Source organism: Actinomadura rupiterrae (assembly GCF_024172125.1).
Lineage (GTDB): Bacteria > Actinomycetota > Actinomycetes > Streptosporangiales > Streptosporangiaceae > Spirillospora > Spirillospora rupiterrae.
This window is the reverse complement of the sequence record NZ_JAMZEA010000003.1, coordinates 548346-571404: the sequence shown is the minus strand read 5'-3', so window position 1 is coordinate 571404 and position 23059 is coordinate 548346. Positions and strand designations below refer to the sequence as shown.

The following is a 23059-nucleotide window of genomic DNA, read 5'->3' as shown; positions in this document are numbered from 1 at the left end:
ACGGCGCGCACGGCCCCGTGCCGCGTGTCCGGCCGGGTGATGTCCAGCGGCGGATGGGCCCGGCAACCGCACCCCACACGCGGCACGTGGACCGTACGGCCCCCGGACAGGCCCGCCCGCGCAATGGGTCCGGCCCCACCACGCGGTCAGGGCGTGGCGGGGCCGGTGAACGGCACAGTTGGGGACGGGACGCTCGGGCTCGCCTGCGCCGGATTAGGCGGCCGTGCTCGCGTCGGGGGCGCCGGTGGCAGGCGCGTCGCCGGTGGTCGAGGCACCGGTGGGCGCCGTGGCCAGGGTGGCGGCGCGGTACCGCATCGGCTTCTCACACGTCAGCACGGCCTCGCCCTGGTTGGCCATCGTGGTCAACGCGTTGGCGACCGCGCCGGACGACCGGTCCAACACCCGCGCGATCTCGCCCGGGGTGAACTCGATGCCGGGGTGGGCGTTCAGGTGCGCGGCCACCAGCGGACGCAACGGCGTCGGCGGCTTGCGGTCCCCGACCGCGACCGGACCACCCGACGGCACCACCCCACCGCCGGTGGAAGTCCGGGCGCGGCGCGGGCGCGCGTGCCCGGTCGCGACCCCCAACGCACCCACCGCATCGAACACCGGCGCAAGCGCGGCACCGATCGCGGCCTGATCCGCGCCGTCGGCTACCGCCGCATACGCCGCCGTCACCGCCGCCAACAGATCCGCCAACCCCTCACGCGCCGCCTCCGCCGCCCGCGCCCACGCCAACTCCGCCTCGATCGCCGCGCGCCGCGCGTCCTCCTCGGCCTGACGCCGTTCCAACTCGGCCGAAGCGGCCGCCCGCCGATCGGACTCGGCCTGCATGATCTGCATCGCGCTAGCAATCGCCTCCGGCGTCAACACCGGGGCCGGACGATCCGGCACCACCGCGTCCGCACCGTCCGCGTCCGCACCGTCCGCGTCCGCACCGTCCGCGTCCGCACCGTCCATCGCGGGCGCGTCCGTGGCGGGCGCGTCCGTCGTCGTGTCAGCGGGGGGCGTGTCGTCGGTGGCCGCGACGTCGGTGGCCGCGCCGTGCGCCACGGCGTCGGCCGGGGGCGCGGGACGCCACACATCCCCGTCGCGGACGACCCGGTCCATCGCGAACATGATCTTGATCGCGTCGCGGGTGATCTTCTGCGTGGTCCCCGCCGCTTTCGCGATCACCGCGACCGTACCGCCGCCGGTGGCGGTCAGCGCATCCCACACCCGCCGTCCGTCGTCGTTCAAACCGTCCGGGAACGCCGGAACGGCCGCCGGGACGTCGGGGCCGGTGGTGGGGGTGGTCGCGGTGTTCGCGGTGGCGGGGATGGTGTTCGCGGCCATTTCGGGACTCCTTTTCTCCGTTGTTCCAGCGGTCGGATTACGTTCCGCCGGACCCGGTGTCGTTTTTCGTTCTACGTTCATCATCCCTCGATGGTTGTCGCACCACAGCCCGAATGCGCGAGGAATAGCGTCACCGGAACGGCTGGAGAGGCTTCCCTAACAAAAATGCGGTAGGTGGAATCTGCGACCGGCGGTAACAAGAAGCTTGACGGCCTGATCTGCAGCTCACGACTGTGCTTCTGAGCGCTGACCACCGCCTGGTCCTCGAGCGCATCTGCAGAGTGAGTGCGGCTCGCTTCGACGGTGAAGCGCCTCGTGTTTTGGGTCGTTGCCCGGCAATGCATCTCGGGAGGTTGAGCCGGCTTGCGGAAGGCTCCGATGTAGATGTCGGGAGGGCTGCTCGTGGGCTTTTTCATCATCAGCTCCCGCGCTACTACTACTGGTCGTCCTGAGGGACGAGTCGGGAGCGCGTCGCGTTGCTCATAGTGGCCTCTACCTGCGGCAGTGCACCCACCTGGGGCTTCTCGTCATAACGAGAAGCCCCAGGAGAAGCTCCAGCAGAACATCGAGGAGAAGGCCCATGCGACGCCGCCTGCAAGGGGCGGAGACGGTCACAGGCCACAAGCAGGCCAACGGCCCTGGTTTCACCCGAATCGGGCGAAGCCAGGGCCGCTTTACCGCGTGGTGTCTATCCTTGGCCCGAGGGGCCAGCCTGGTTGGATCAGGCTGGGCCCTCCCTTATGACGCCACCAGCGCCGACGTCTCGGTGTCGGCCTCCAGCTTGGCGCGAAGGTCCAGGTCGACCCAGACCGTGTGGCCGAAGTCGCTGTTCCCGTGGACGCCGAGCGCCACCGCCAGCTCGTACAGCATCCGCAGCCCCCGGCCGTTCTCGCGGTTCTGGTTGCCGTACCCCTCGGGCAGGACGGTCGGGACGCCGTGCCCGCCCAGGTCGGTGACGGCGACATACACCGGGTTGCCGTAGGTCAGCTCCAGGCCGAACCAGCCGCCGTTCCCCTCACCCGAGCGCGAGTGCCGAACGGCGTTGCCAGAGAGCTCGCTCACCGCCAACGCCACCACGTCCACGCACGGCGTCCCGGCGAACAGCTCCTCGGCGAACTTCCGCGCCGACCGAACCTGCCCCGCATGCCCCGAGTAGACGCGCCTCCAGCGCATCGGCGGGGGCGACCACAACCACTCCGACGCACTCCCGCCGGTCCACTTCACATTTTCCACCTTGCGCGTTCCTCCTTGACTCACCACCCGCCGCCGGAACCCGGCCCCAATGACACGGGCGGACGAATGGCGATTAGTGCGCACCTTGATATCCGAGGTCAAGTCCTCGCGCTTCTTCCGGAACTCTCCGGGATGGGCCGTCACTGAACTGCCGATGCTGGCAATCAAGATCTGCCGACCAAGAGATCGTGCAATCTTCTAGTGCGGCGCCGCGTATGCCTTGGAGACGTAATCCGCCCACACTCGCCACGCTGCCAGGTAGGGCGCTATCCAGGCGGCGGGATGATTGCGACTGCGTCGTTCCCAGAACGACACAGCAAGACCTGCATGCAGTGCGACGGCTTCGGGCGCGACGTTCCGCCATGACGGGAGCCGCCTGCCGAGCATGTCGGCTTCGTTGGGGGCGTGGCCAGCCATGATCAGCCACGGCATGAGCTGGACGACCTCGACCCATGCCGCGCCCCGGCTGGCCAGCGCCCAATCCACGACTCGGATGCTCCCGTCATCATCGTTGATGATCAGATTCTTTGGGTTGAGGTCGGTGTGCAGGAGCGCGTCACCGGCCATAGGGGACACGTCGTCGGCGAGGCTCGCCCAGCGTTGTTCCACCCGCAGCTCCACCACGTCAGGACAGTGGGCGGCCTGAAGACGGTGGATGATCGTCACCAGCTCGTTCAGATCGGGCGACCCGGGCGCGAAGTCGGCGGCCCGGCCGGGAACGTGCTCGAAGCCCAAGACGAGCCATCCCCCCGACTCCTGTTGCCAAAGGAGCCGGGGAGCGAACTGCTTGACATGTGGAGCGATCAGGGACTCGCGCCGTAGCGACCAGACCTCAGGACCGTCCTGATCGGTGTCCAGTTTCCGCGCGGCCTTCACGAACACCTTGCTGTCGGCCGTCTCCAAAGTGGCGGCCACGTCGGCGTGGTTGCCCGTGGTTGCCGATCTGGCACCGACAACGGGGCCGATCCGCGCCTCGATGGCGCCCCGGACTTCGTCGGGTAGGTCGGTCCAGCCGCTACGGGGCATGAGTCACCTCTAAGCGAGCATCACGGCCGACAGGCCGCAGTTGTCCGTAGAGCCGCAGCTTGCGCCGCGCTCCCACATCCTGTCATCGACGCTCCACCCGTAGTGACGCATGACGCGCACCGTCAGGTCGAGCGAACGGCCCGAGGTGATCGAGTCGTTGGTGACCGGGATGTGGTCGAGGAACTTGCCGCCGGTCAGCTTGGCCGTGAACTCCCGCCAGTCCTTGGTGAAGTCCAGGAAGGCATGGATGCCCACGTCCACAGCCCTGGACGGGGTGAGCATGTTGAAGCCGTCCTCGAGTTCGAACGGCGGGTTCTCCTGGTCGTAGACCGCACAGGTCGCGATGTAGGCGAGCGCCTGCTCAACCACCAGTTCGGCGTAGAACGTCGCGACGGTGGAGTAGTCGTCCTGGATGCGCTCAACCACCTTCTCGAACAGACCCGGCCAGTCGGCGAGCAGTTCGCGCGGGCGATCCACCTGGTTGGTGGCCTTCTCAGTGGTGACGGTCACGGGCTCCTCCTAGAGCCTCCCTGCGCGGCCTGTCCGCGCACCGGGTCTGGCGCCCGGCCTGCTCCGGAAACTCCACGGAGCAGGCCGGGGAACTACTCCAGAACTTCATGGAGCAAGCTGGGTTCCTACGTCCGTGGTCACTCGCCTCAGAGCGTCCGTCTTCCTGTCCGTCGGTACTTCGCCGGCCGAATCGGCCGCGACCCACTCGTCCTCAGCGGGCAGGTCCTTGAGATCCCGCCTGGTCGCATGCTGATCGTCGCGCCCGGCAGAGGCGTCGCTGGCGGCTGCCCGGGGTGCGACGTCACCACGCTTCCGAATGGAGCAAGCTGGGTTCCTACGTCCGTGGTCACTCGCCTCAGAGCGTCCGTCTTCCTGTCCGTCGGTACTTCGCCGGCCGAATCGGCCGCGACCCACTCGTCCTCAGCGGGCAGGTCCTTGAGATCCCGCCTGGTCGCATGCTGATCGTCGCGCCCGGCAGAGGCGTCGCTGGCGGCTGCCCGGGGTGCGACGTCACCACGCTTCCGAAGCCGTCTGATCTCTTCATCAATGGGCGCGGCCAGCATCCGGGCGCGGATCTCGATCGCCACCTGAAGGTCGGCGAACACCCGATCCTCGATCGCGTTGATCACCACCGACGGCACCTTGAACGCCCGCAGCGCCGCGTTGTAGGCGTCAGCGATCACCGAGCGCGCGACCCGCAGGGCTTCGTCCGCGGGCAGTTCGGGAAGCCCGACCGAGGCAGGCGCGGCCTTCTCGGCCGCCAGGGCGTTGATCAAGCCTAACTTGTCTGCACCTTCGCCGTGATCCAGCAGGAGGCCGCGATAGCGCTCCATCACGGATTCAGCCATCCGCTTCGGCGTCGAGAGGTGCCAAGCCGTCACGGCGGAGATCTTGCCAACCGGTTCACTCATCCGTCAGCACCCGCCCCTTCACCGCCAGCGGATGACTTCCCAGGGGCCGCTTCGCTCCGGCTGTTCGCGGTGCAGATCCGACTCACCGGCCCGCTCCTACACCCACCGCTCGCTCACGCGGCATCGTTCGTCTGCGGAGCTGCTCGGCGATCGCGCGGACGATGGCCCCCGCGGCCTCAGCCAGGTTGTTTGCGGCAGCGAACCGAGTACCGCTTCCGTTGCGGACGAACCACCAGGCACCGGCCTCGTAACGGCATCCCACCGTCACTCCCGCACTCGGGGGTGGACCATCCTTAGCGCACTCGATGGTGGTCACCAATACCACGTGCATCACGACTTCGTGCGCTCGATAGCTGTAGCTCGCCGACAGTCCCGCCGGGAGCTGCTCCGCGAGGTGAGTCAGGTAAGCGAAGCGCTCGCGGTTGGGCACCACAAGCCCAACCGCGTCCTTGGCCTCTGGCACGGGCGGCGCAAGGCGCGGCCCGCCCCTTCTGGTTGCATGGCGGCCCGACATGTCATGCCGCCATCGAACTGAGCGTGATGGCCACAGTGCGCTGAGAGGCATCGAAGGTCATGGTGATCCTCTGTCTGATGCGGGGATTCCTTCGGAGCGCACCGCCACATCTGAGGCCAAAGCGTTCGACGTGGGCTCAGCGGCGGAACTCGTCAGGCGTGATGTCTTTGATGCTCGCCCTCTGCTGCCATGCGCGGTAGGCGGTATTACTGCGCCGACTAAAGCTCGCTCCTGGACATTCCGCTGACGACTAGCCCCGCGTGGCTCGCCTCGCTCTAACGTAGATTCCATGGAGCCGCCCGAGTTCTGGTCTCATCCGGTCGTCGCACGTGCTCTCGCCACCTGCGACATGGCGACGCTCCTGGAGGAGATCAGGAAGGCGCGGGGATGGACTCAGGCAGACCTCGGCGAAGCCCTGGGATACACCCAGAGTTGGGCATCGAAGGTTCTGCGGGGAGATCTTTCGCTGACCCTGGACCAGGTGCGCGTGGTCAGCCGCACTGAACCCATTTCATCCTCGGGTGGTGGCTTGAGCGGCGCGGTGGTTCTGGAGGACGGCGATGGCCTTGACGAGGTGGCCGGTCTTGCTCGGGCTGCAGCGCAGTTTCCGCAGGACGCGCCATGACTTGAGCTGCGCGTTCGCGCGTTCGCCCGGCCCGCGCAGCTTGGCGTGCGAGCGGTTGGCCTGCTTCTGCGACTCCGGCTTGTTCTTGCCCTTGTAGGGCGTGATCACGACCGTGGCCTCGGCGCCTTGGTAGGCCTTGTCGGCCAGGGTGAGGATTCCGGCCCGCTCCAACTCGCGCAGGATGCCCCACAGTCGGGCGGCGGCCAGGTCGTGGGCTTTGCCCGGCAGCGCCCCCGATGTCCACAGGATCGTCCCGTCCGGGCCCGCGATGACCTGGATGTTCATGCCGTGGACGCGGTGCTTGCCAGAGAAGTAGGGCCGGTCGGCCTTGACTCGGTCGGTGTGGATGAGCGTCCCGTCCAAGATGACGTGGGTCAGCCCGTCCCGGCGGGCCTTCCCGAGCGCCTGGGTGAGCTTGGGTGAGCGGACCGACAGCAGCATCACGGTCTCCTCCACATACCGCCACGCCGTTGACACCGACACCTCAAAGCCCGCGGCGATCTCGGCGAACGTCTCGTCTTTGCGCAGGTGGACCAGCACCAGCAGAGCCTGCCGGCCGGGGTTGAGCAGCCGCCACACCGACCCGATCGCCTTGCGACGGCGGCGAATCAGCCCAGCGACGTAGTTCAGCGTTGAACGCGACAAATCGACGGCAGCACGATAGAACAGCACGCAGAAGCCCCTGGTTCCTGGACGTGGTGGTTGTGGTGATCAACCCGTCTACCAGGGGCTTCTCTGCCTCATGGACCGAATCCGTAACCCGCGATCATGCTGTGACCTGCGAGACCTCACCGGCGGATGAAATGGGTTCACTCTCGACATCCCCCTCAACCTGCTTCGCCTGGGCGATCCCAGCGAGAGTAAGAAAGAGGACGACCCCACGAACCGCAGACAATTCGGCATGATGGCGCTCTTTACCATCCTGCCGGTCCCTCACTCCGCCAGCGCCATTGACGAAAGCACTGCGAGGACGCTCACCTCCATCACTGGTCAGCAACGGCGGCTGGACGCCGTGCTCCGGTCTCAGGACCTCATCGACGGTGTGAGAGCGCACCTCGACCTAGCACTCAGAGCCCGCCAGCACGCGGGCCATCACGCCGCCAGCATCGCGGCGGCCGTGAGCGAGGCCGCCGGCTTCGCGGCGTGGCTGTCCATGGACATGCTGGACCTCGGCAGCGCTCGCGGCTACTACCGGCAGGCGATCGCAAGTGCCAGGGACGCTGGGAACAGCCTTCTCGCGGCGTACATGACAGGCAGCTTGGCCGCCTTCGAGATCGATGCCGCCGCCGACCCTCTTCTCGGCCTGGCCATGCTCAAGGAAGCGAGAACGTTCCTGAACCGAGGCCCCGAGTCCAGCACACCCACAGCCTGGCTGGAGTCCCTGGAAGCACTGGCACATGCCTCCGGCCCACGACGCGACGAGTTCGCGTCCACCCAAGCCCTGCTCCGAGCAGAGCGAGCTATCGAGACGGCCGACGGACCACCCCCATGGCCTTGGGTCTACCCGTTCGACCACGCCAAGCTCGCCCGGACACGTGCATCCGTTGCCGTTCGGCTCGGCCAAGGCGAAGCCGCGGCCCGAGCTTTCGCCGAATCGCTGCCCTCGCCCCAGCCAGCTCCGAAACAAGCGGCCCTCACCATTTTGGAAGTCGCCACGGCAACCTGCCAACGCGGCGAAGTTGAGGACGCCTTCCGCCTCGCCCTCGGCGCACTCGACACCGGGATCACCCTGCGCTCGGAACGTGTCCTTCAGCAAGCCCGCCAGTTCCGCTACGACTACTCAGGCCCGGTCAACCCGACCATCACCCGCTTCGACGATCGCCTCAGGACCACACTCGTGTAGGGAGAGCAATGCGCATTGCCATCACAGGCCACCGCCTCCTGCCAGCCGAGACCGAACGCCTCGTCGGCCAAGAGCTGGACAAGCTCCTCACCGCTCAGGCTGGTCCGGTAATCGGCATCTCCTGCTTGGCAGACGGCGCTGATGCGCTCTTCGCTCAGGCCGTCCTCGCCCACGGCGGTGAGCTGGTGGCCGTGGTCCCAGCGTCCGAGTACAGAGACGGCCTGCCCGAGCAGCACCACGCCACCTACGACCACCTCCTGTCAGCCGCCAAGGAAGTCCGCCGGCTCCCCTTCAGAGAGTCGGAGAGCAACGCCCACATGGAGGCCAGCAACCTCATGCTCACTCTCGCAGACGAACTGTGGGCAGTCTGGGACGGAAAGCCCGCACGCGGCTACGGCGGAACCGCCGACGTCGTCCAAGCCGCACGAGACGCAGGCCTCCCCATAAAGATCATCTGGCCAGACGGAGCCTCGCGAAGTTGAGCTCTTTCTCTGAGTCCCACGAGTGCAACCCACTCGGCATCCAACGGACATGGTCGTCCACCCACTGACGGCGTAGTGAGAGCCGATCGGGAAAGGTACCAGGACTGGTTCGATCGTGGTGAGAGTTCAACGCCGATCTAGTGGTCGGCTGGTAGGTGCAGGGCCTGCCGAGACAGTTGCACTGCTTGCCCCGTCCATTGCTGGCCTCAGTAGGCTCCGATGGGATTAGGCGATCCGCTTGCACTCGGTGCGTCTATACCCCATCCTGGGGGCAGGCCGTCAGGACGGCCTGTTCCGGTGTCACGCCGCCTCGATTGTGATGCCCTAGACGGGACGAAGAAGCTTGGGCTCCATCCTTGGCGTGAAATGTGCCACAAATGCGTCCGAGAGGACGCTTCGGTCGGTTTCGGGTACCTAGAGGCGGCGGTTCTCGGGAACGGATTCGAAGTGTCAGCAAGTGGACAGCTGGGGAAGCGTACACGCACCCGCATCAAGTACACGGGCGAGCCTTTCCAGTACGCAAAGCAGTCATTGCAGCAGAGGCGGAATCTTCCACTGCTTCCAGACTCTAACGGTGACCAAGCCTTCCTTGAGGCTCGCGTTCTCGCCGAACTTGGGCGGGGCAGCGAATGGAGCGCACATCCCCTCGGAATCGCTGGCGTGATGATTGCTCCGTCTTCCTTGGTCGTACTGCTTGACGGCTACTTTGTTACGAGCTCAGCGCGGCTCTATCCGATAAGCGAGTACACTGCCGCATGCCTGCTGCCGTGGTACGAAGATGGAGTCGAGGTTCACGGAATAGGGCGACTGCGCGTCAAGGGCATCAAGGGATGCGATCTCCGGCTGGGGCTCGCTGGGAATGATGCTTCAGTTGTTCTCCGCAGCAAGGATGAGGCTAGTTGGGTTGCGACTATCAGGCATCGACGGGCTGACCTGGAAAGTGATGGTCATGTGCCTTTGTGGGACAAGAAAGGGGTGTCAAAGCACGAGAAAGTAGATGAGGGCACCTATCCCCTAGTGGATCAAGGGTGGCGGGATCTCGCCTGGCTCGGCTCATTCTTGTTGCGTCGAATTGCCTTGCTTCACACGACCAGCAATGCTTACTCGACCAGGTCGTGGAACAATGGGATTGATTGGATCTTCGAGATAGATTTTTATCCCTCAGTGCACCCCAACCACGATGAGTTTATTAAGGCCCTAAAGGATGATACCTGAGGCACACTTCTGCTTGAAACTCAGGCGTACTGCAACTGTGAGCTCTGGGGGAAGGAGGATGTGTCGGGGGCTCAGTGTACTTATGTTCTCTCGAGTCCTGGTCGTAGCAGGGGACGATTGCAGCTACGTTTTAGATGGGGTCGCAATCCAGCGTATGGAGATTCGGCAGAACTTCGTGACCGATTGCCGCGAGCCGGGGCGGGATCTCCGTGGCTGGATAGAGTTCTGCCGCAACATTCCGTTGCAGGTCCGAAGCGGGATGTGCGATGAATTGGGAAGCGCTGACCTTTTGGATCTTGGGCTTCTCATCCTTTGCGGGCCTGGCTTTAATGTTGCTTCGCGACATCCTTCAGAAAGTAGCCGAGGTGAGGGAGGCATGGGTTCGAGTTAAGGTGGTGGCTCCGGAGCGGCGTAAGAAGAGATAAAATCTAATCTGCAGGCCAACCGATGGTGACCGGTATCCCCAAGTTATCTATTACGGGCCGACTAGCTTCCCTCGAAGGACATCAGCACCTAGCTGAAAATCTCTCTGGTCACTACCCCGAAAGCGACGGTAAAACCAATCGGGAACCCGAGCGGTGTGCTTGCGCGTAGAGAAGATGGCATCCTGAATCTCGCGCATAACTTGGCTCAGCCTGAGAGACTCCTTTTTGCTCAAAGGAGGTCTTCTCGCGCCGTCAAGTTCAGCCTGCACTATCTGAGTGAGGCGCTCCCTTTCTGAAGCGATTTCAAGTTGACCACGATAATTGTCGAAGCCCAAAAGGAAAGCTCCCATTGCTGGAAGATACCAGCTAACGAGAGTTTCTTTGATTGTCAGGCTGGCAAGGTATCCAACGAGCGCACCAAGGCCGACCCAAACAATGACAAGTGCCAAGACGGTACGCGCCCACCGCCGTCTCAGTCGAGAGTCCCACGCGAGGTTCTGCAGTTGACAGAATAGGATGTCATAGGGCTGCGGAATGCTTCCGACGTCCACATACCAATCACGTAGCCGCTCCACACCACCCCTGCGTGTAGAGAACTTTCGTGTCCACCGATTACATTCATAGCGCGCCGGAGTAGAGCCGCAGATGGTTTTATTCCACGGCAAACCGAATAGCTCTACATCAAACATCTCTTGGAGAGTAGCTGCACGCTTCGCAAGTCCTCGCACCCAGGGATTTACGCCCACGGCAAGCACAAGTGCCCATAGAGCGCCCATGGCCGCAATGGGCGGCATGATAATCTGAACAAAAGCTGCCAAAACACCGGCAATGGCAAGTGTCGCGGAGACGCCGACGCGCAGAGACTCCAGACGGAGTGCGCGAGCATGCACTGCAGCGGACGCTTTGCGGAGATCGATCATATTCGGATCGTTCTGCCGACTGCTAATTGGTTGCCGGACAGCTGTCACGTGAGACCAATCTTCGCTACCGTGCGGGAAACTTGTTGCCGAACAAGAGATCGAGGTAGTAGAAAGCCATAGCAGGCTCATCATTCTGGTAGGCGGTTAGCGCCTTACGCGCCCTCGTAGCTCCTGTCTTCACCTTCGATAGTGCTTCAGCCTTATTGTACTCGCTAGAACACGGATAGAACCTGCCTGAAGCTCCAGTCGGATCGTTCATCGCCGCCAGCTCAGAACTCTCCAACTTCTCCAGTAGCCAACACAAGTCCCACGCCGGAGCAAAAGAACTTTGCGTGGTCAGATACTTGGCAGCTCTCATTTCGAGATAGAAAGAGGAGATCGGCACTTTATTATAATATTTCCAGGCCTTCATCAGACGAGCCAGCTTCTTGGCGCCGCCCGCGATTCCCTCCTGCTTATTTGCGGTGTTGACATAGTCGAGGTGAGACAAAGGGGAAGACTCAAGCCATCCTGACGCAGCGCCAGGTATATCATAAACAGAGTGAGTGCTGTTTGCTGCCTTGACGAAACCCGGGATTACCTCCCACGTCTCGGTACCGCCAGCAAAGGCGATAACTACGGCTGGTCGGCTTACCCTCACGGACGTGTAGGGGAAACTCGCTTGCAGTGCATCTTTTATCCAGCGGAGAGCCGTATCCGAAGAACCCGGTCGCCCATTTCGCAAACTTACAAGAAGGTCACTATCGCAGTAGTTCCGGACCCCGGTCCCGTGGGCGAAGGAACCAGTCTCGCGGAAGAGGATGACGTCAAGTGCATTCGACAAAGACGTCTCAACGCTCGATCGGTGCTTTGCGGCCGCCTCGCGCTGCGACTGCAAGGGAATCAGTCGCTTTAGGAAGGTCTCAAAGCCTTCACCTACGGACAATGGCATACTGCGCCTCATTTACCGCGACACACATCCAAGATCCCCATGGACTGGGCACATCTTACAGGGAGGACGCCCATAATGGATACCAGTATCGGAGTTCACGTGACGTACGACTGTGTCAGCACAATGACGTCGGGAGGTATCCCGCGGATCCCGCGACCCGTGGGACAGTGCTGCCAGAGGCCCCCCGCGTCACCGAGACTGCCGACTCCTTAACATCCCGAGAGCCCGGCCCCGTGCCTGAGCGCCTGAAAGGTGCGGCCCGCCACCACGGGTTCACGGGCGCGCAGTCCTGCCGGGGACGGGGAACGACCCCGTGATTGTCAGGTGTTGGGTGGGGGTGGGTGAGCGGGGCCATGTGTGCAGGGCCGTTCCGGGGGCACCGTCTACCTGCGAGGACGGGTGTCGACCCGGGGGAGCCCCTCCGCTCCCCGGGCGGTCCCTCCGCAGGGCCTCCCATGCCTCTGCCGGCCGTCCTCAGCCCTCCCACTGAGGTGAACACATGACAGAACCCGGCCGGCTTGGCTCGAAGGGGCTGTTTCTGGTCGATATCGACGGGACGGTTGCGCTTCGCCGAACTGGTCCGAACGAGCGCGGTCCGTATGACTGGCACCGTGTTGGAGAAGACCTCCCCAACGAGGCCGTCATCACCGTCGTCCAAGCCTTGGCCGTCGCGGGCCACCGCATCATCTACCTGTCGGGCCGGTCGGACGCCTGCCGTGCCGCGACCAACGCGTGGCTCGCCGGACACGTCGGCATTCAGGGCGAAGCGCTCCTGATGCGCGCGGACGGCGACCGGCGCCGTGACACCGTCGTCAAACGCGAGCTGTACCGGCGCCATGTCCGCCCGATCGGGCCGGTCACCGCCGTGCTGGACGACCGCGCCTCCGTTGTCGCGATGTGGCGCGGCCTCGGCCTCACCGTCCTGCAGGTCGCAGAGGGAAACTTCTGATCTCTTTCGGCGGCCTCTTGGTCGGTGCCGGCTTTCCGGTGCGCGGCGGGATCATCCTTTGTCGAAGATGGGCATGATTCGCGCGGGGTCGATTTCCCAGTGGGCCGCTTTGGCGGCCAAGTGTTCGACGAGTTCCGCCAGCGGCCATTGCTTGGGCCACTCGTAGTCATAGATCGAAGGTTCGAGCGGCTGTTGGGAGACGTACTCCACTGACAGGATCGGGAGCTCGGCATCGGCGCTGATCTGGACGGGTTCCGTGCGTTCGGGGAAGGACTCGCCGTGGTACGCCCACGTGAGTCTGTGGTGCCGGAACGTGCCGTCCTGGCAGAGGAGCCAGACTTCTCCCACAGGCCCGCCGAGCCGATCCGGATTACGGAAGACCTTCCTGTAGTAGATCACCCAGGCGCCGAACGCGACGCGACGCTCCGTCCTGGGGATCCAGCGGGACACCACCCCGGCCCCTCTGACCTGGGCTGTCTCGGTTGCGATCACGTCGAAGGGGATGCGGAGCCCTACGGCGTCCGCGGCGACGACCTTTCCCGCTTCGACGAGTTGCGCTGTCAGCGCGAGGTCGTGCCTGCGTCGTCCTTTCAGACCTTCTTCATGGATACGAAGGTCTTCTGCGATCTCCTTCTTGGCTTTCTGCGCTTTGTCGAACTCCTCGCGAAACCCCATGGACGCCTCCACCGGTGCAGCGTGCAGAGGCGTCCAGTGTCACCCGGAGCCAACATGGTCAGCGAGGAAAATGTGCGATCGGCATCTATGCACCATCAACTCACGCCTCGGGGGCAGGGCATCGTGATGACGACGGTGTTCTGTCGGGCTCGGTTGAGCCCGTCCAGACCGCGAGGCCGACGGCCGTGGGCCGGGGCCGGGGTCGGACGAGCTTGGCCGACAGGGTTTGTCGGGTGGACGAGCCCGGCCGAACCGGCTTGTCGGGCGGACGAGCCCGGCCGACAGGCTTATGGCTCGGCCGATACGGGGGCTTCGGGGAGGACGAGGACTTCGTTGGGCTCGTCCGCGCCGAGGGCTCGTTCTTCAGGTGCGGACTCGTCAGGTGCGGACTTTGCGCTCGTGGGTGGCCGCGCCGAGGGCTTGGTGGGCGGCGGTGATAGCGCTGTTGATGGTGATCTCGCCGCGCATGCCGGGGGCGGCCACCATGTCGCCGACGAGGTAGACACCGTTGCCGCGGTCGATGGCGGGCCGGTCTCGCCAGGTTTGTCCGGGGAGATCGAGCGCGCCCATGCGGCCCTTGGCGATCGCGGTGCGTTCGAAGGTCACGCGGTCGCCCCAACCCGGCAGAACCTGATCGGCGAAGGCGCGCAGCCGCCGATGGGTCTCCGCGTGCTTCTCGTTCCGGCGGACGGGCATCTGGAGCTGGTACAGGGACTCGCCGCGCGGCGCGACCGAGTCGTCCTGCATGGTGTAGCTCTCATGGAAGGCCCCTTCGTCCAGGTCGAAGACCAGGTTGCGGTCCTTGGCGTCAGCGCGGACGGCAATGTCGAGGAGGGCACAGTGTCCGCTCGTCCAGGACAGGTTGTCCTCACCCAGCAGCCGGGCGGCCGAGGCCAGTTGCGTGGCGACGATCACCGGGCCGTCCTCGGGGAGGGCGTCCACGCGCGAGGACGTCTCGATGCGCACGCCAAGCTCTCGCGCGCGCTGGACCATGCGGTCGAGGACGGTCTGCCAGCCGCCCTTCACCCAGCGGACGCCGGGCATGCGCGGGCCGTACACGCGCTGGAACAGGTCCCAGACGAACGCGGCGGACAGGCGTCCGGTGTCGGCGTCGTAGGTGGCGACACCGATCATGCTGGCCATCTGCCGCGCGGTCCGCTCGTCCCAGCGGCCGGACGCCCAGCTGTGGAAATCCTCGTCCACCGGCGCCTTCAGCCACCGATGCGACTGGGCGCGTAGCACACTCACCGGCGGCGCGAGCCGCAGCCTGCCGTCCACCCGGAAGCGGACGCGGGAGAATCCGAGCGGGCTCGGCCAGCCCAGCCCCTTGACCAGGCCGCGCTTCGCCAGCCAGCGGTAATGCGGGCCGTCCGCGTAGAAGACGTGCGCGCCGTCGTGGACCACATACGGCGCCGGTGACGTCGCGCGCCCCCGCCCACCGAGTGACCGATGTGCCTCATGCAGAACGACGGAGGCGCCTGCCTCGGCGCACGCGATGGCCGCCGTCAGCCCGCCCAGCCCGCCGCCGACGATGGTGATGGTGGTGCTGTTGGTCGTCATGCCGTCAAGGACGCAGAACCCACCCGTTCTGTGACATCACCCCGCTGAACTTTTCGGGATTCACGATGAGATAGCAGGCGCTGACCTTGCCGTCCGTCACCTGGACCTGGAAGTGCACGAACGGCCTTCCGTCCGCGACCGCCTGGATCGCCGGCCCGCCGTTCGCGTAGACCAGCCGGTACTCGATGTGCGCGTCCGGCCCGACGTCGACCGACCGCAGGAACGACGTGCCGAACTGCATGATCTTGAGGACGAACGGCGCGACCCGGTCGGCTCCGACCAGCATCCGGCGCGGCGCGACCGCGTTGCCCCCGCTGTCCGCGATGAGCCGGACGTCCGGGGCGAGCAACTCCATCAGCCCCTCAACGCCACCATTCAGACAAGCCCCGATGAACTGGTCGTTCACCTGCCGCCAGACCCGCGGATCCACCTCGAACCTCGGCCGCCGCTCCCGCACGTGCGCCCGCGCCCGCGCCGCCACCTGCCGGACGGCCGGCTCGGTCTTCTCCAGCGCGGCCGCGATCTCCGCGTACGAGAACGAGAACACATCCCGAAGCACGAACACGGCCCGCTCAAGCGGCGACAACGACTCCAACACGACAAGCAGCGCCAGCGAGACCGATTCGGCCCGCACCACATCCTCGGCGACGTCCTCGCTGGTCATCACCGGCTCCGGCAACCACTCCCCGACATATGCCTCCCGCCGCGCCTGAATCCGCCTCAACCGGTCGATCGCCAACCGCGTCGTCACCGTGACGAGGAACCCCTCCGGATCGTCCACCCCGTCGGCCCTCGACCACCGCAACCACGCTTCCTGGACAACGTCCTCAGCATCCGTAACCCGCCCCAGAACCCGATAGGCAACGCCAAACAACAACTCCCGATACCCACCAAAAACCACCCCACCCGAGTCCACCAAGCCCCCCCACCCACGAACGAACCCAAACCACACCATGCCCGCCCAATTCAACCCACCCCAACCCCCAAGCCCCCAGACCCGCCCTCACAAACCAGGCGCCATCTGCCCACGCAGACCAGACGCTGCGCCGCACAACCCAGTTCATGCGCATCGCAAACCAAGGGCGCCACACACGAGCCAAGCCGCCCCGCGGGCGCCCAACCTCGCATCCCTCATCCCGTATAAGGCCAGACCACCGCGCCCCGCAGCCAAGGAAGACACGCCGCCAAGCGAAGCGAACGCCGCACCGTCCACCCCAGCAGGCTCCCTGGTCCCGCGCAGCGCATGCATGCCAGCCCGCCGTGCCGCAGGAGCCAGAACGGAAGCGGTTACGCACGTCCGAGCGGCCTGCCGTACAAGCCGGGCGTAAGTAACCGCCCAGGCCGGGCGCCGCACGGGCACACCGGCCCGCGCTGCCAGACCGCATACGGGCATGCAGCTCCACGCGCAACACCGCATGCCCCAGGGCGCTCGCGGTCGCGTAGCTCCGGGCACCGCGCCGCACAAGCCAGGGGCGGGCGGTCGCGCGGGTCCCGCGCAGCGCCAGGCAAACCAGGCCGCATACGTGCGGCGCAGCTCCGCGCGCTGCGCTGCATGTACCAGGCCGCAGTCGGAAGCGCAGGCTGCGTGCTGCGCCGCCCATGCCAGGGCGCCGCATCCGGCAGGCCAGGTCGAAAGCGGTCGCGAGGGCCAAATGCCGTGCGGGCAAGCTGCCCTGGGTGCCGAGCCGACAACTTGGCTGGCGCTCTCGTACGAGTCGGACGCGAGCGCCCGCCCAGGCCAAGCGCCGTACGGGCGCTGATCTGGCACAGACTCACGTAAGCCAACCGCAGACGCAAGCGCAGGCCTGCGCGCTGCACCGCACATGCCAGGGCGCCGCATCCGGTAGGCCGGTCGTATGCGGTCGCGAAAGTCAGACGCTGTGCGGGCACGCTGGCCTGGGCGCGGAACCGACAAACTCGCTGGCGTTCTCGTACAAGCCGGACGCGAGCGCCCGTCCAAGCCAAGCGCCGTACGGGCACGCTGGTCCGGCACAGCGTCACGCAAGCCGGACCGCAGGCGGGCATGCAGATCCGTGCGTCGCGCCGGGCGCATGCAGGACGTATACGGTCAAGCACATCAGACGGGCGGGAGGCGACGAGCTGGAGGAGGCGCCGCGCTGCCCACGTCAGGGTGCACTCGTTCGCAAGGCCATCCTCTTTGCCGCACGAGCCAGAACGTGGGTGGGTGGCGCGAGTCCGAGCGCGCGTCGTCCAAGCCGAGCGTAAGCGGCCGACCGGGTCAGCCGCCGCGCGGGCACCCTGGTCCCGCGCAGCGCCCCGCAAGCCAGGCCGCATTCGGACGTGCAGTTCTGCGCGCCGCCGCACGTGTCAGGGGCGCCTGCGGTCGCGCAGCTCCGGGCGCCGCGCCGCACAGGTGCGGATGCCGCCCCGCATGAGCCAGGGGTGAGCGGTCGCGTCGGTCCGGCGCAGCGCCCCGCAAGCCAGGCCGCGTACGGGCGCGCAGTTCCGCGCACCGCCGCACGTGCCAGGGGCGCCGCAGCTCGCAGACCAGGTAGTAAGCGGTCGCGGAGGTCAGATGCCGTGCGGGCGTGCTGGCCTGGGCGCTGTGCCGTACTAACTTGGCCGCTCTGTCGCCCAAACCAGGGCGCATGCGGTTAGGCATGTCAGGTGTTGCGGAGCCTGGGGAACGGGGTGCTGGTGCGGTGTATTGAAGGGGAGGCAGGGGGCGGATGTGGGTTTGGTGTGGGAACGGGAGAGGGGGTGGGCTGGTCAGGCGGGGAGGATGGGTTGGACTTCGGAGGTGCAGAACTTGCAGCGGGTCGCCTTGATCGGGATGTCGCTCAGGCAGTGCGGGCAGGGGTGTTCCGAAGCCTCTTCCTTGCGCGTGAGCCGCTGGAGCAGCTTCGCCATCGGCAGGACGATGAAGAAGTAGATCACCGCGGCCGTGATCAGGAAGGAGATCAGGGCGGTGAGGAACTTCCCGTAGGGGAACAGCGTCCCGTTGATCGTGAAGCCGAGGGCGTCGAAGTTGGGCTTGCCCCCGATCAGGGCCAGCAGCGGGCCGATGAACGAGTTCACGAAGGCGGTGACCAGGCCGCTGAACGCGGCGCCGATGACGACGGCCACGGCGAGCTCGACCAGGTTCCCCCTGAACAAGAACTTCTTGAACCCATCCATAAAACGTATCCTTTCGTCGCTTAGAGTCGTCAGACCGTAACACAGTGGCGCGGTCAATCGCGCACGAGTGTCACGAGCAGTGGACCTCCGGCCCCCGCCAGCGCGGCGGCTTGTGCGCGACTGGTCGCCAGCACGACCAATGCACCTTGCCCAGCATTGCCGAGTCCACTCTCCTCATGAGGCACTGCCAGGACGACAGCGGACGAGACCACGACCCGGGACCAGCCCGCGAGGCCAATCCTCAATGGGCTTGGCTCCAAGCGAAGGCCATCCTCCGTTCTTGCGAGTTGTGCGTCCTGTCTTCGGTAGGAGGTGATCTCCGCGGAGGCATATCCGGTTGATGCATCGTTTGTTTGGCAGTGACTTAGGTTGGTCTCCTTGCTTCCCTTGAACTGGGTCTCTCGTCGTTCGGGCGCGGGCGAAATCGGAGTGGCGCAACTGGGCGGTGGGGGCGTTGTATCTCGGTGCTTGGTGCGCGCGGCTGTGTGGCCCTGGAGTGGCGGTATTTGAATCCAGAGAGCGGTTGCTTTCTGTTGTTTTCGCAGTGCGTCGGGTTGGCCTTGGGAGGGTGCCGTAGATGCCGCCGCAATGGACGTTGGAGGCCAGGTCTGGATGGGCCTGGGTGTCTGGGCCGGGAGCGCTGGTGCTGCGAGAGGGGGCTCCAGTTCTAGGTTGCCGACAGGCTTGGTGGCGGGTGATACCCGGGGAACGGGGCTTGTGTTGATGCCGGGTGTCGCGGTTTTGGTGGACGGCTTGCCGGGTGGTGGGGGTTTCGGTCCGTCGGGGCTGGGTCCTGGGGCGGATTCGTCCGGTACGGGTGGCGGGTCTTGTGAAGAACCGGGAGGTGTGGCGGTCAGCACGTCTATTCGGTCGCCTGGACGCAGGAGGCGCGCCGATGCCGCGTCGGCTACCCGGATCGGGGTGGCGACCGTGCCTGGGGGTTGCTGGTCCAGAAGTCCCGGTCCGAGCAGGCGCGCATCGGTGAGTGCCTCGCCTCTTCGGACAGCCCCCGACAGGACGTGACCGACAGGCGGATCGCGGAGCGCCCCATCGGGACGAACCGCCGGCGGAAGCGCGACGATTCGAATATCGCTCGGGCGAAGCGTCGCCCCGGCGGCGAGGTCTCGTGACGCGACCGCGATGTGGACGGTTCGTGGGGCAGACGGTCGGATCGACAAGAGGACGAGTCCCGTGCCGAGTGCAGCGAACAGGGCTGCTAACAGGCGTCGTTTCCGTCCGAATCCGTCATTCATCGTTCTCTCCGAGGAAGCTCGACTCGGTTCTGTGGAGCCCATTGGTTGGGGCGTACTTCGCTGTGGGCGGCGTGAAGAGGTTGAGTTTCATGACTTCTTTCGTGGTTGTGCAACGGGTGCATGGATGACGAGGTGCTCTCTGTGATCGGCACGTTGCGGTGTGGAGTTGGATTTGGGTATGGGGCATGGGGTGAGGTGATGATGGCGCTTAAAGCGCCAGGATCTTGCTCACCGGGGTTTGATGAAAGGCTTTGTGGCTTTGGGGCGGTCGTGAGGGGTGGCGTTCGGCGGGGGCGTGCGGGGTTACGGGAGTTGGATGGGGAGTTTCATGCCGTCCAGGGTGTTCGCGCAGGGGCAGGTGCGTTCGGTGGGGAGGGTGGAGACGATGTCGGCGACCAGGGGGCGGAGGCGGCCGATGTTCTGGGCGAAGACGCGGAAGACCTCGTCCATGGTCACGCCGTCGCCGGACTCGATGCCGGCGTCGAGGTCGGTGACCAGGCAGAGCGGGGTGTAGCAGAGGGCGAGTTCGCGCGCGAGGACTGCCTCGGGGTGGCCGGTCATGCCGACGAGGGTCCAGCCCTGGGCGGCGAACCACTGGGATTCGGCGCGGGTGGAGAAGCGGGGACCTTCGATGATGACCAGCGTGCCGCCGTCCACCGGGGGCCAGCCGGCGGCCTGCCCCTGGGACAGGGCGGCACTGCGGCCGACCGGGCAGTAGGGGTCGGAGAACGAGACGTGGATCGCCGCGCCCTCGTCGTAGAAGGTCTGCGGACGGCCCGACGTCCGGTCGACGAGCTGGTCGGGCACGACGAGGGTGCCCGGGCCGTAGGCGGGGGTGAGGGAGCCGACCGCGCTCGGCGCGAGGACCTGCCGGACGCCCAGCGAGCGCAGGGCCCACAGGTTGGCACGGTAGGGGATGCGGTGCGGCGGGAAGCGGTGGTCGGCGCCGTGGCGGGGGACGAAGGCGACGCGGCGGCCGCCGAGCTCGCCGAGGGTGATCGGGTCGCTCGGCGGGCCGAACGGGGTCTCGACCTCCACCTCGGTGACGTTGTCGAGGAACGAGTAGAAGCCGGAGCCGCCGATGACGCCGATCTCGGCGGACGCGGAATCAGGAGTGGACATGCGCCGACACTAACCAGCCCGGCCAAGATCAACGAAGTCCGGCCGCCAACTGTGGATAACTCGTCGACAACCGAGCTTCCGCTACTCGCGTGCGCGGGGATGGGGCCGTCCGCACGGCATCTGGCCAAGACGACAACAGCCGGAGTCTCTGCCTATGAGAGACCCCGACTGTGGGGAAGCTATGGGAACCGCTGAACGCGGTTAGGCGACCTTCTCGGACGACGAGGACGAGCTGCTCGTCGACGTCGAGGAGGAGGACGACGAGTCCGAAGAGGACGTGGTCGAGGCCGAGGACTTGTCAGATGAGCCGTCCGCCGAGGACGACTTGCCGGCGGCCGGGGTGCTCACCGTCGAGGACGAGCCACCGCGGCTGTCGGTGCGGTAGAAGCCCGAGCCCTTGAAGATGATGCCGGCGGCCGAGAAGACCTTGCGGAGCTTGCCGCGGCATGCCGGGCACTCGGTCAGCGCGTCGTCGCTGAACTTCTGCACGGCCTCCAGAGGCTCGCCGCACTCGGTGCAAACGTACTGATACGTCGGCACGGTCCCTCCTTGCTGCCTCAGACCGGGTATCCGGACTGGCACTCACCTTAGATGACTGCTAATGGTACCGATGTAGTGAACAGGATTCGCAACCGATCTGTTCCCAGCGCCTCCGTGCCGGCCTATGCCGAAGACTGTTCGGGCAGGTCAGGACCCCTGGGTCCCTAGATTCCGGTCTCGCCGAACCAGCCTGCGAGCTTGCCCCTGCGGCTCACCGCTCGCAGGCGGCGTTCCGCCGCGTCCCGGACGTCCGCCGTGGTCACGACCAGGAGGGTGTCTCCTGCGCGCAGGGTGGTGGTGGGCTCGGGCACGAAGCTTTCGCCGTCCCGGACGACAAGTGTGATGGACGCCCCATGCGGGAGGCGCAGCTCGAAGATCTCGACACCGTTCAGGTGGGAGTCGTCAGGAATCCGGATCTCCAGGAGGTCCGCATGGAGTTCCTCAAGGGGGGCGGCTTCGACGCCCAGTTCGCGGGCGCGCGAGTCGTCCTTCAGGCCGCACCAGCGCGCCACCAGGGGCAGTGTCGGGCCCTGAAGGAGCGTGAACAGCACCACGACGGTGAAGACGATCGCGAAGAGGCGGGTCGCGCCCGGCACGTCCTTCACCCAGGGGATCGTCGCCAGGACGATCGGAACCGCGCCGCGCAGGCCCGCCCACGAGGCGAACAGCTTCTCCCCAAGGGAAAGCTTGAATCCGGCCGTGGAAATCAGGATCGACAAGGGGCGCGCCACGAGAAGCAGCACGAAGCCGATCACTATGGCCGGGACGATCTGGGCGGGCAGGTCGCTAGGCGAGGCGAGTAGGCCGAGCATGACGAACAGGCCGATCTGGGCCAGCCAGGCGATTCCTTCGGCGAAGCCCCGGGTTGCGGGGCGGTGCGGTAGGCGCGCGTTGCCCAGCACTAGGGCGCTGACGTAAACCGCGAGGAAGCCACTGGAGTGAATCAGGTTCGCTGCGCCGTAAGAGTCGACCGTTAGGGACAGCACCGCGATGGGGTAAAGGCCGGATGCGGGGAGGGCCATCCTACGGAGGGTGAAGACACCGGCCCATCCGGCTGCGAAGCCGATGAGGCCGCCGACGACCAGCTCGTAGACCATGACCCCGGCGAGTTCGGCGAGGTTCGGTACGCCGTGTGCGGCTTCCGATGCGCTGAGCGTGGCGACGACGATTACCACTGGCGCGTCGTTGAAACCGGACTCCGCCTCTAGCAGGCCCGTAAGGCGCGGGGGGAGCGGCAGGCGTCGCAGTACTGAGAACACTGCCGCCGCGTCCGTCGGCGCCAGTACCGCGCCCAGGAGGAACGCCAGGCGCCAGTCCATGCCGAGGAGCCAGTTGGCCGCTACGGCGACGACGCCGATGCTGACGAGAGTGCCGATCGTGGACACCGACAGGGCGGCGGGCACCGATCGGCGCACTTTTTGCCAGTCCGTGGTGATGCCGCCCTCGGCGAGGATGAGCACCAGTGCCGCTAGGCCCAGCACCTCGGCGAGCTCCGCGTTGTCGAAGCGCAGTCCGAAACCGGACTCGCCGATCAGCAGGCCTAGGCCGAGGTAGGCGAGGAGCGTGGGGAGACCCGCACTCGTGGACAACCGCACGGCGACGATCGCGCAGAGTATGAGCGTGGCTCCGAGGAGTAGCCAGAGGTCGAGCTGCACATCCCACCCTTCGCCTAGGTGATCGTTAAGAGATCCTATGCAGTTCGCCCATCGATCTCATAACGGGCGTTCAGCAATCCCTCTGACCTGGGCGAAAGCGAAGCCGGTAGGACAAGCTGGGAAGTCGGCGGGACGAGCCGGGCCAGCCGGTTGAGCTGAGCTGGGCCGGCCGGTGGAGTTAAGCCAGGCCGGCCGGT

General features: G+C 65.9%; 21 protein-coding genes. 5 read left to right on the top strand and 16 right to left on the bottom strand.

The features are described from left to right. Nucleotides 1-213: 213 nt before the first annotated feature. From FHU30_RS11390 to FHU30_RS11370, 5 genes are all read right to left on the bottom strand, one after another. Entirely contained in the window at nucleotides 214-1335 is a 1122-nt protein-coding gene (locus FHU30_RS11390) for a hypothetical protein (RefSeq protein ID WP_253874751.1), read from the bottom strand. A gap of 738 nt (nucleotides 1336-2073) precedes the next feature. Continuing rightward, nucleotides 2074-2568: an ATP-binding protein gene (locus FHU30_RS11385; RefSeq protein WP_253874749.1), complete on the bottom strand. Its 495-nt coding sequence runs from the start codon at nucleotides 2566-2568 to the stop codon at nucleotides 2074-2076. Nucleotides 2569-2766: 198 nt separating this feature from the next. Then, nucleotides 2767-3594 carry a phosphotransferase gene (locus FHU30_RS11380; RefSeq protein ID WP_253874747.1) on the bottom strand — a complete coding sequence of 276 codons (828 nt, stop codon included), beginning with the start codon at nucleotides 3592-3594 and terminating at the stop codon, nucleotides 2767-2769. A gap of 9 nt (nucleotides 3595-3603) precedes the next feature. Next, complete coding sequence (locus FHU30_RS11375; RefSeq protein ID WP_253874745.1) at nucleotides 3604-4104, bottom strand: hypothetical protein; 501 nt, start codon at nucleotides 4102-4104, stop codon at nucleotides 3604-3606. Nucleotides 4105-4250: 146 nt separating this feature from the next. Beyond that, nucleotides 4251-5015 (bottom strand): hypothetical protein, encoded by a 765-nt coding sequence (locus tag FHU30_RS11370; protein ID WP_253874743.1) that lies wholly within the window; start codon nucleotides 5013-5015, stop codon nucleotides 4251-4253. A gap of 803 nt (nucleotides 5016-5818) precedes the next feature. Here FHU30_RS11370 and FHU30_RS11365 point away from each other — a divergent pair. Then, the gene (locus FHU30_RS11365) at nucleotides 5819-6154 is read left to right on the top strand and encodes a helix-turn-helix domain-containing protein (protein ID WP_308211269.1); all 336 of its coding nucleotides are present in this window, start codon (nucleotides 5819-5821) and stop codon (nucleotides 6152-6154) included. Here FHU30_RS11365 and FHU30_RS11360 read toward each other — a convergent pair. Then, entirely contained in the window at nucleotides 6041-6826 is a 786-nt protein-coding gene (locus FHU30_RS11360) for a transposase family protein (protein WP_253874741.1), read from the bottom strand. The two genes, FHU30_RS11365 and FHU30_RS11360, sit on opposite strands and share 114 nt — an antisense overlap. A gap of 148 nt (nucleotides 6827-6974) precedes the next feature. Here FHU30_RS11360 and FHU30_RS11355 point away from each other — a divergent pair, with 148 nt between their 5' ends. The 3 genes from FHU30_RS11355 (at nucleotide 6975) to FHU30_RS11345 (ending at nucleotide 9694) form a co-directional block, all read left to right on the top strand. Then, nucleotides 6975-7997, top strand: a complete 1023-nt coding sequence (locus tag FHU30_RS11355; protein WP_504928360.1) for an NsdA family TPR-like regulatory protein — start codon at nucleotides 6975-6977, stop codon at nucleotides 7995-7997. Nucleotides 7998-8005: 8 nt separating this feature from the next. Then, nucleotides 8006-8479, top strand: coding sequence for a hypothetical protein (locus FHU30_RS11350; RefSeq protein ID WP_253874739.1), 474 nt, complete (start codon nucleotides 8006-8008; stop codon nucleotides 8477-8479). A 447-nt stretch (nucleotides 8480-8926) separates the two neighbouring features. Beyond that, complete coding sequence (locus FHU30_RS11345; RefSeq protein ID WP_253874738.1) at nucleotides 8927-9694, top strand: hypothetical protein; 768 nt, start codon at nucleotides 8927-8929, stop codon at nucleotides 9692-9694. Between the two features lie 475 nt (nucleotides 9695-10169). On the opposite strand, the gene FHU30_RS11340 is transcribed toward FHU30_RS11345, so the two are convergent. Beyond that, on the bottom strand, nucleotides 10170-11168 hold the full coding sequence (locus tag FHU30_RS11340) for an S-4TM family putative pore-forming effector (protein ID WP_301323059.1): 999 nt from the start codon (nucleotides 11166-11168) through the stop codon (nucleotides 10170-10172). Further along, a complete protein-coding gene (locus tag FHU30_RS45975; protein WP_301322947.1) occupies nucleotides 11104-11970 on the bottom strand; it encodes a nucleotidyltransferase domain-containing protein in 867 nt (288 codons plus the stop codon). Before FHU30_RS45975 ends, FHU30_RS11340 begins: the two co-directional genes overlap by 65 nt. A gap of 499 nt (nucleotides 11971-12469) precedes the next feature. Here FHU30_RS45975 and FHU30_RS11330 point away from each other — a divergent pair, with 499 nt between their 5' ends. Further along, complete coding sequence (locus FHU30_RS11330; RefSeq protein WP_253874735.1) at nucleotides 12470-12919, top strand: phosphatase domain-containing protein; 450 nt, start codon at nucleotides 12470-12472, stop codon at nucleotides 12917-12919. 51 nt (nucleotides 12920-12970) lie between these two features. Here FHU30_RS11330 and FHU30_RS11325 read toward each other — a convergent pair whose 3' ends face one another. From FHU30_RS11325 to FHU30_RS11295, 8 genes are all read right to left on the bottom strand, one after another. After that, complete coding sequence (locus tag FHU30_RS11325; RefSeq protein WP_253874734.1) at nucleotides 12971-13594, bottom strand: hypothetical protein; 624 nt, start codon at nucleotides 13592-13594, stop codon at nucleotides 12971-12973. Between the two features lie 378 nt (nucleotides 13595-13972). Continuing rightward, the gene (locus FHU30_RS11320; RefSeq protein WP_253874732.1) at nucleotides 13973-15154 is read right to left on the bottom strand and encodes an NAD(P)-binding protein; all 1182 of its coding nucleotides are present in this window, start codon (nucleotides 15152-15154) and stop codon (nucleotides 13973-13975) included. Between the two features lie 4 nt (nucleotides 15155-15158). Beyond that, nucleotides 15159-16070 (bottom strand): RNA polymerase sigma factor SigJ, encoded by a 912-nt coding sequence (sigJ, locus tag FHU30_RS11315; RefSeq protein WP_308211285.1) that lies wholly within the window; start codon nucleotides 16068-16070, stop codon nucleotides 15159-15161. Nucleotides 16071-17884: 1814 nt separating this feature from the next. After that, complete coding sequence (mscL, locus tag FHU30_RS11310; protein WP_253874728.1) at nucleotides 17885-18292, bottom strand: large conductance mechanosensitive channel protein MscL; 408 nt, start codon at nucleotides 18290-18292, stop codon at nucleotides 17885-17887. A 53-nt stretch (nucleotides 18293-18345) separates the two neighbouring features. Next, the gene (locus FHU30_RS47620) at nucleotides 18346-19545 is read right to left on the bottom strand and encodes an SAF domain-containing protein (protein ID WP_372503860.1); all 1200 of its coding nucleotides are present in this window, start codon (nucleotides 19543-19545) and stop codon (nucleotides 18346-18348) included. Nucleotides 19546-19848: 303 nt separating this feature from the next. Continuing rightward, nucleotides 19849-20667 carry an S-methyl-5'-thioadenosine phosphorylase gene (locus FHU30_RS11305; protein WP_253874727.1) on the bottom strand — a complete coding sequence of 273 codons (819 nt, stop codon included), beginning with the start codon at nucleotides 20665-20667 and terminating at the stop codon, nucleotides 19849-19851. A gap of 201 nt (nucleotides 20668-20868) precedes the next feature. Next, nucleotides 20869-21207, bottom strand: a complete 339-nt coding sequence (locus FHU30_RS11300) for an FmdB family zinc ribbon protein (RefSeq protein WP_253874726.1) — start codon at nucleotides 21205-21207, stop codon at nucleotides 20869-20871. A 164-nt stretch (nucleotides 21208-21371) separates the two neighbouring features. After that, entirely contained in the window at nucleotides 21372-22862 is a 1491-nt protein-coding gene (locus tag FHU30_RS11295; RefSeq protein WP_253874725.1) for a potassium/proton antiporter, read from the bottom strand. Nucleotides 22863-23059 lie beyond the last annotated feature (197 nt).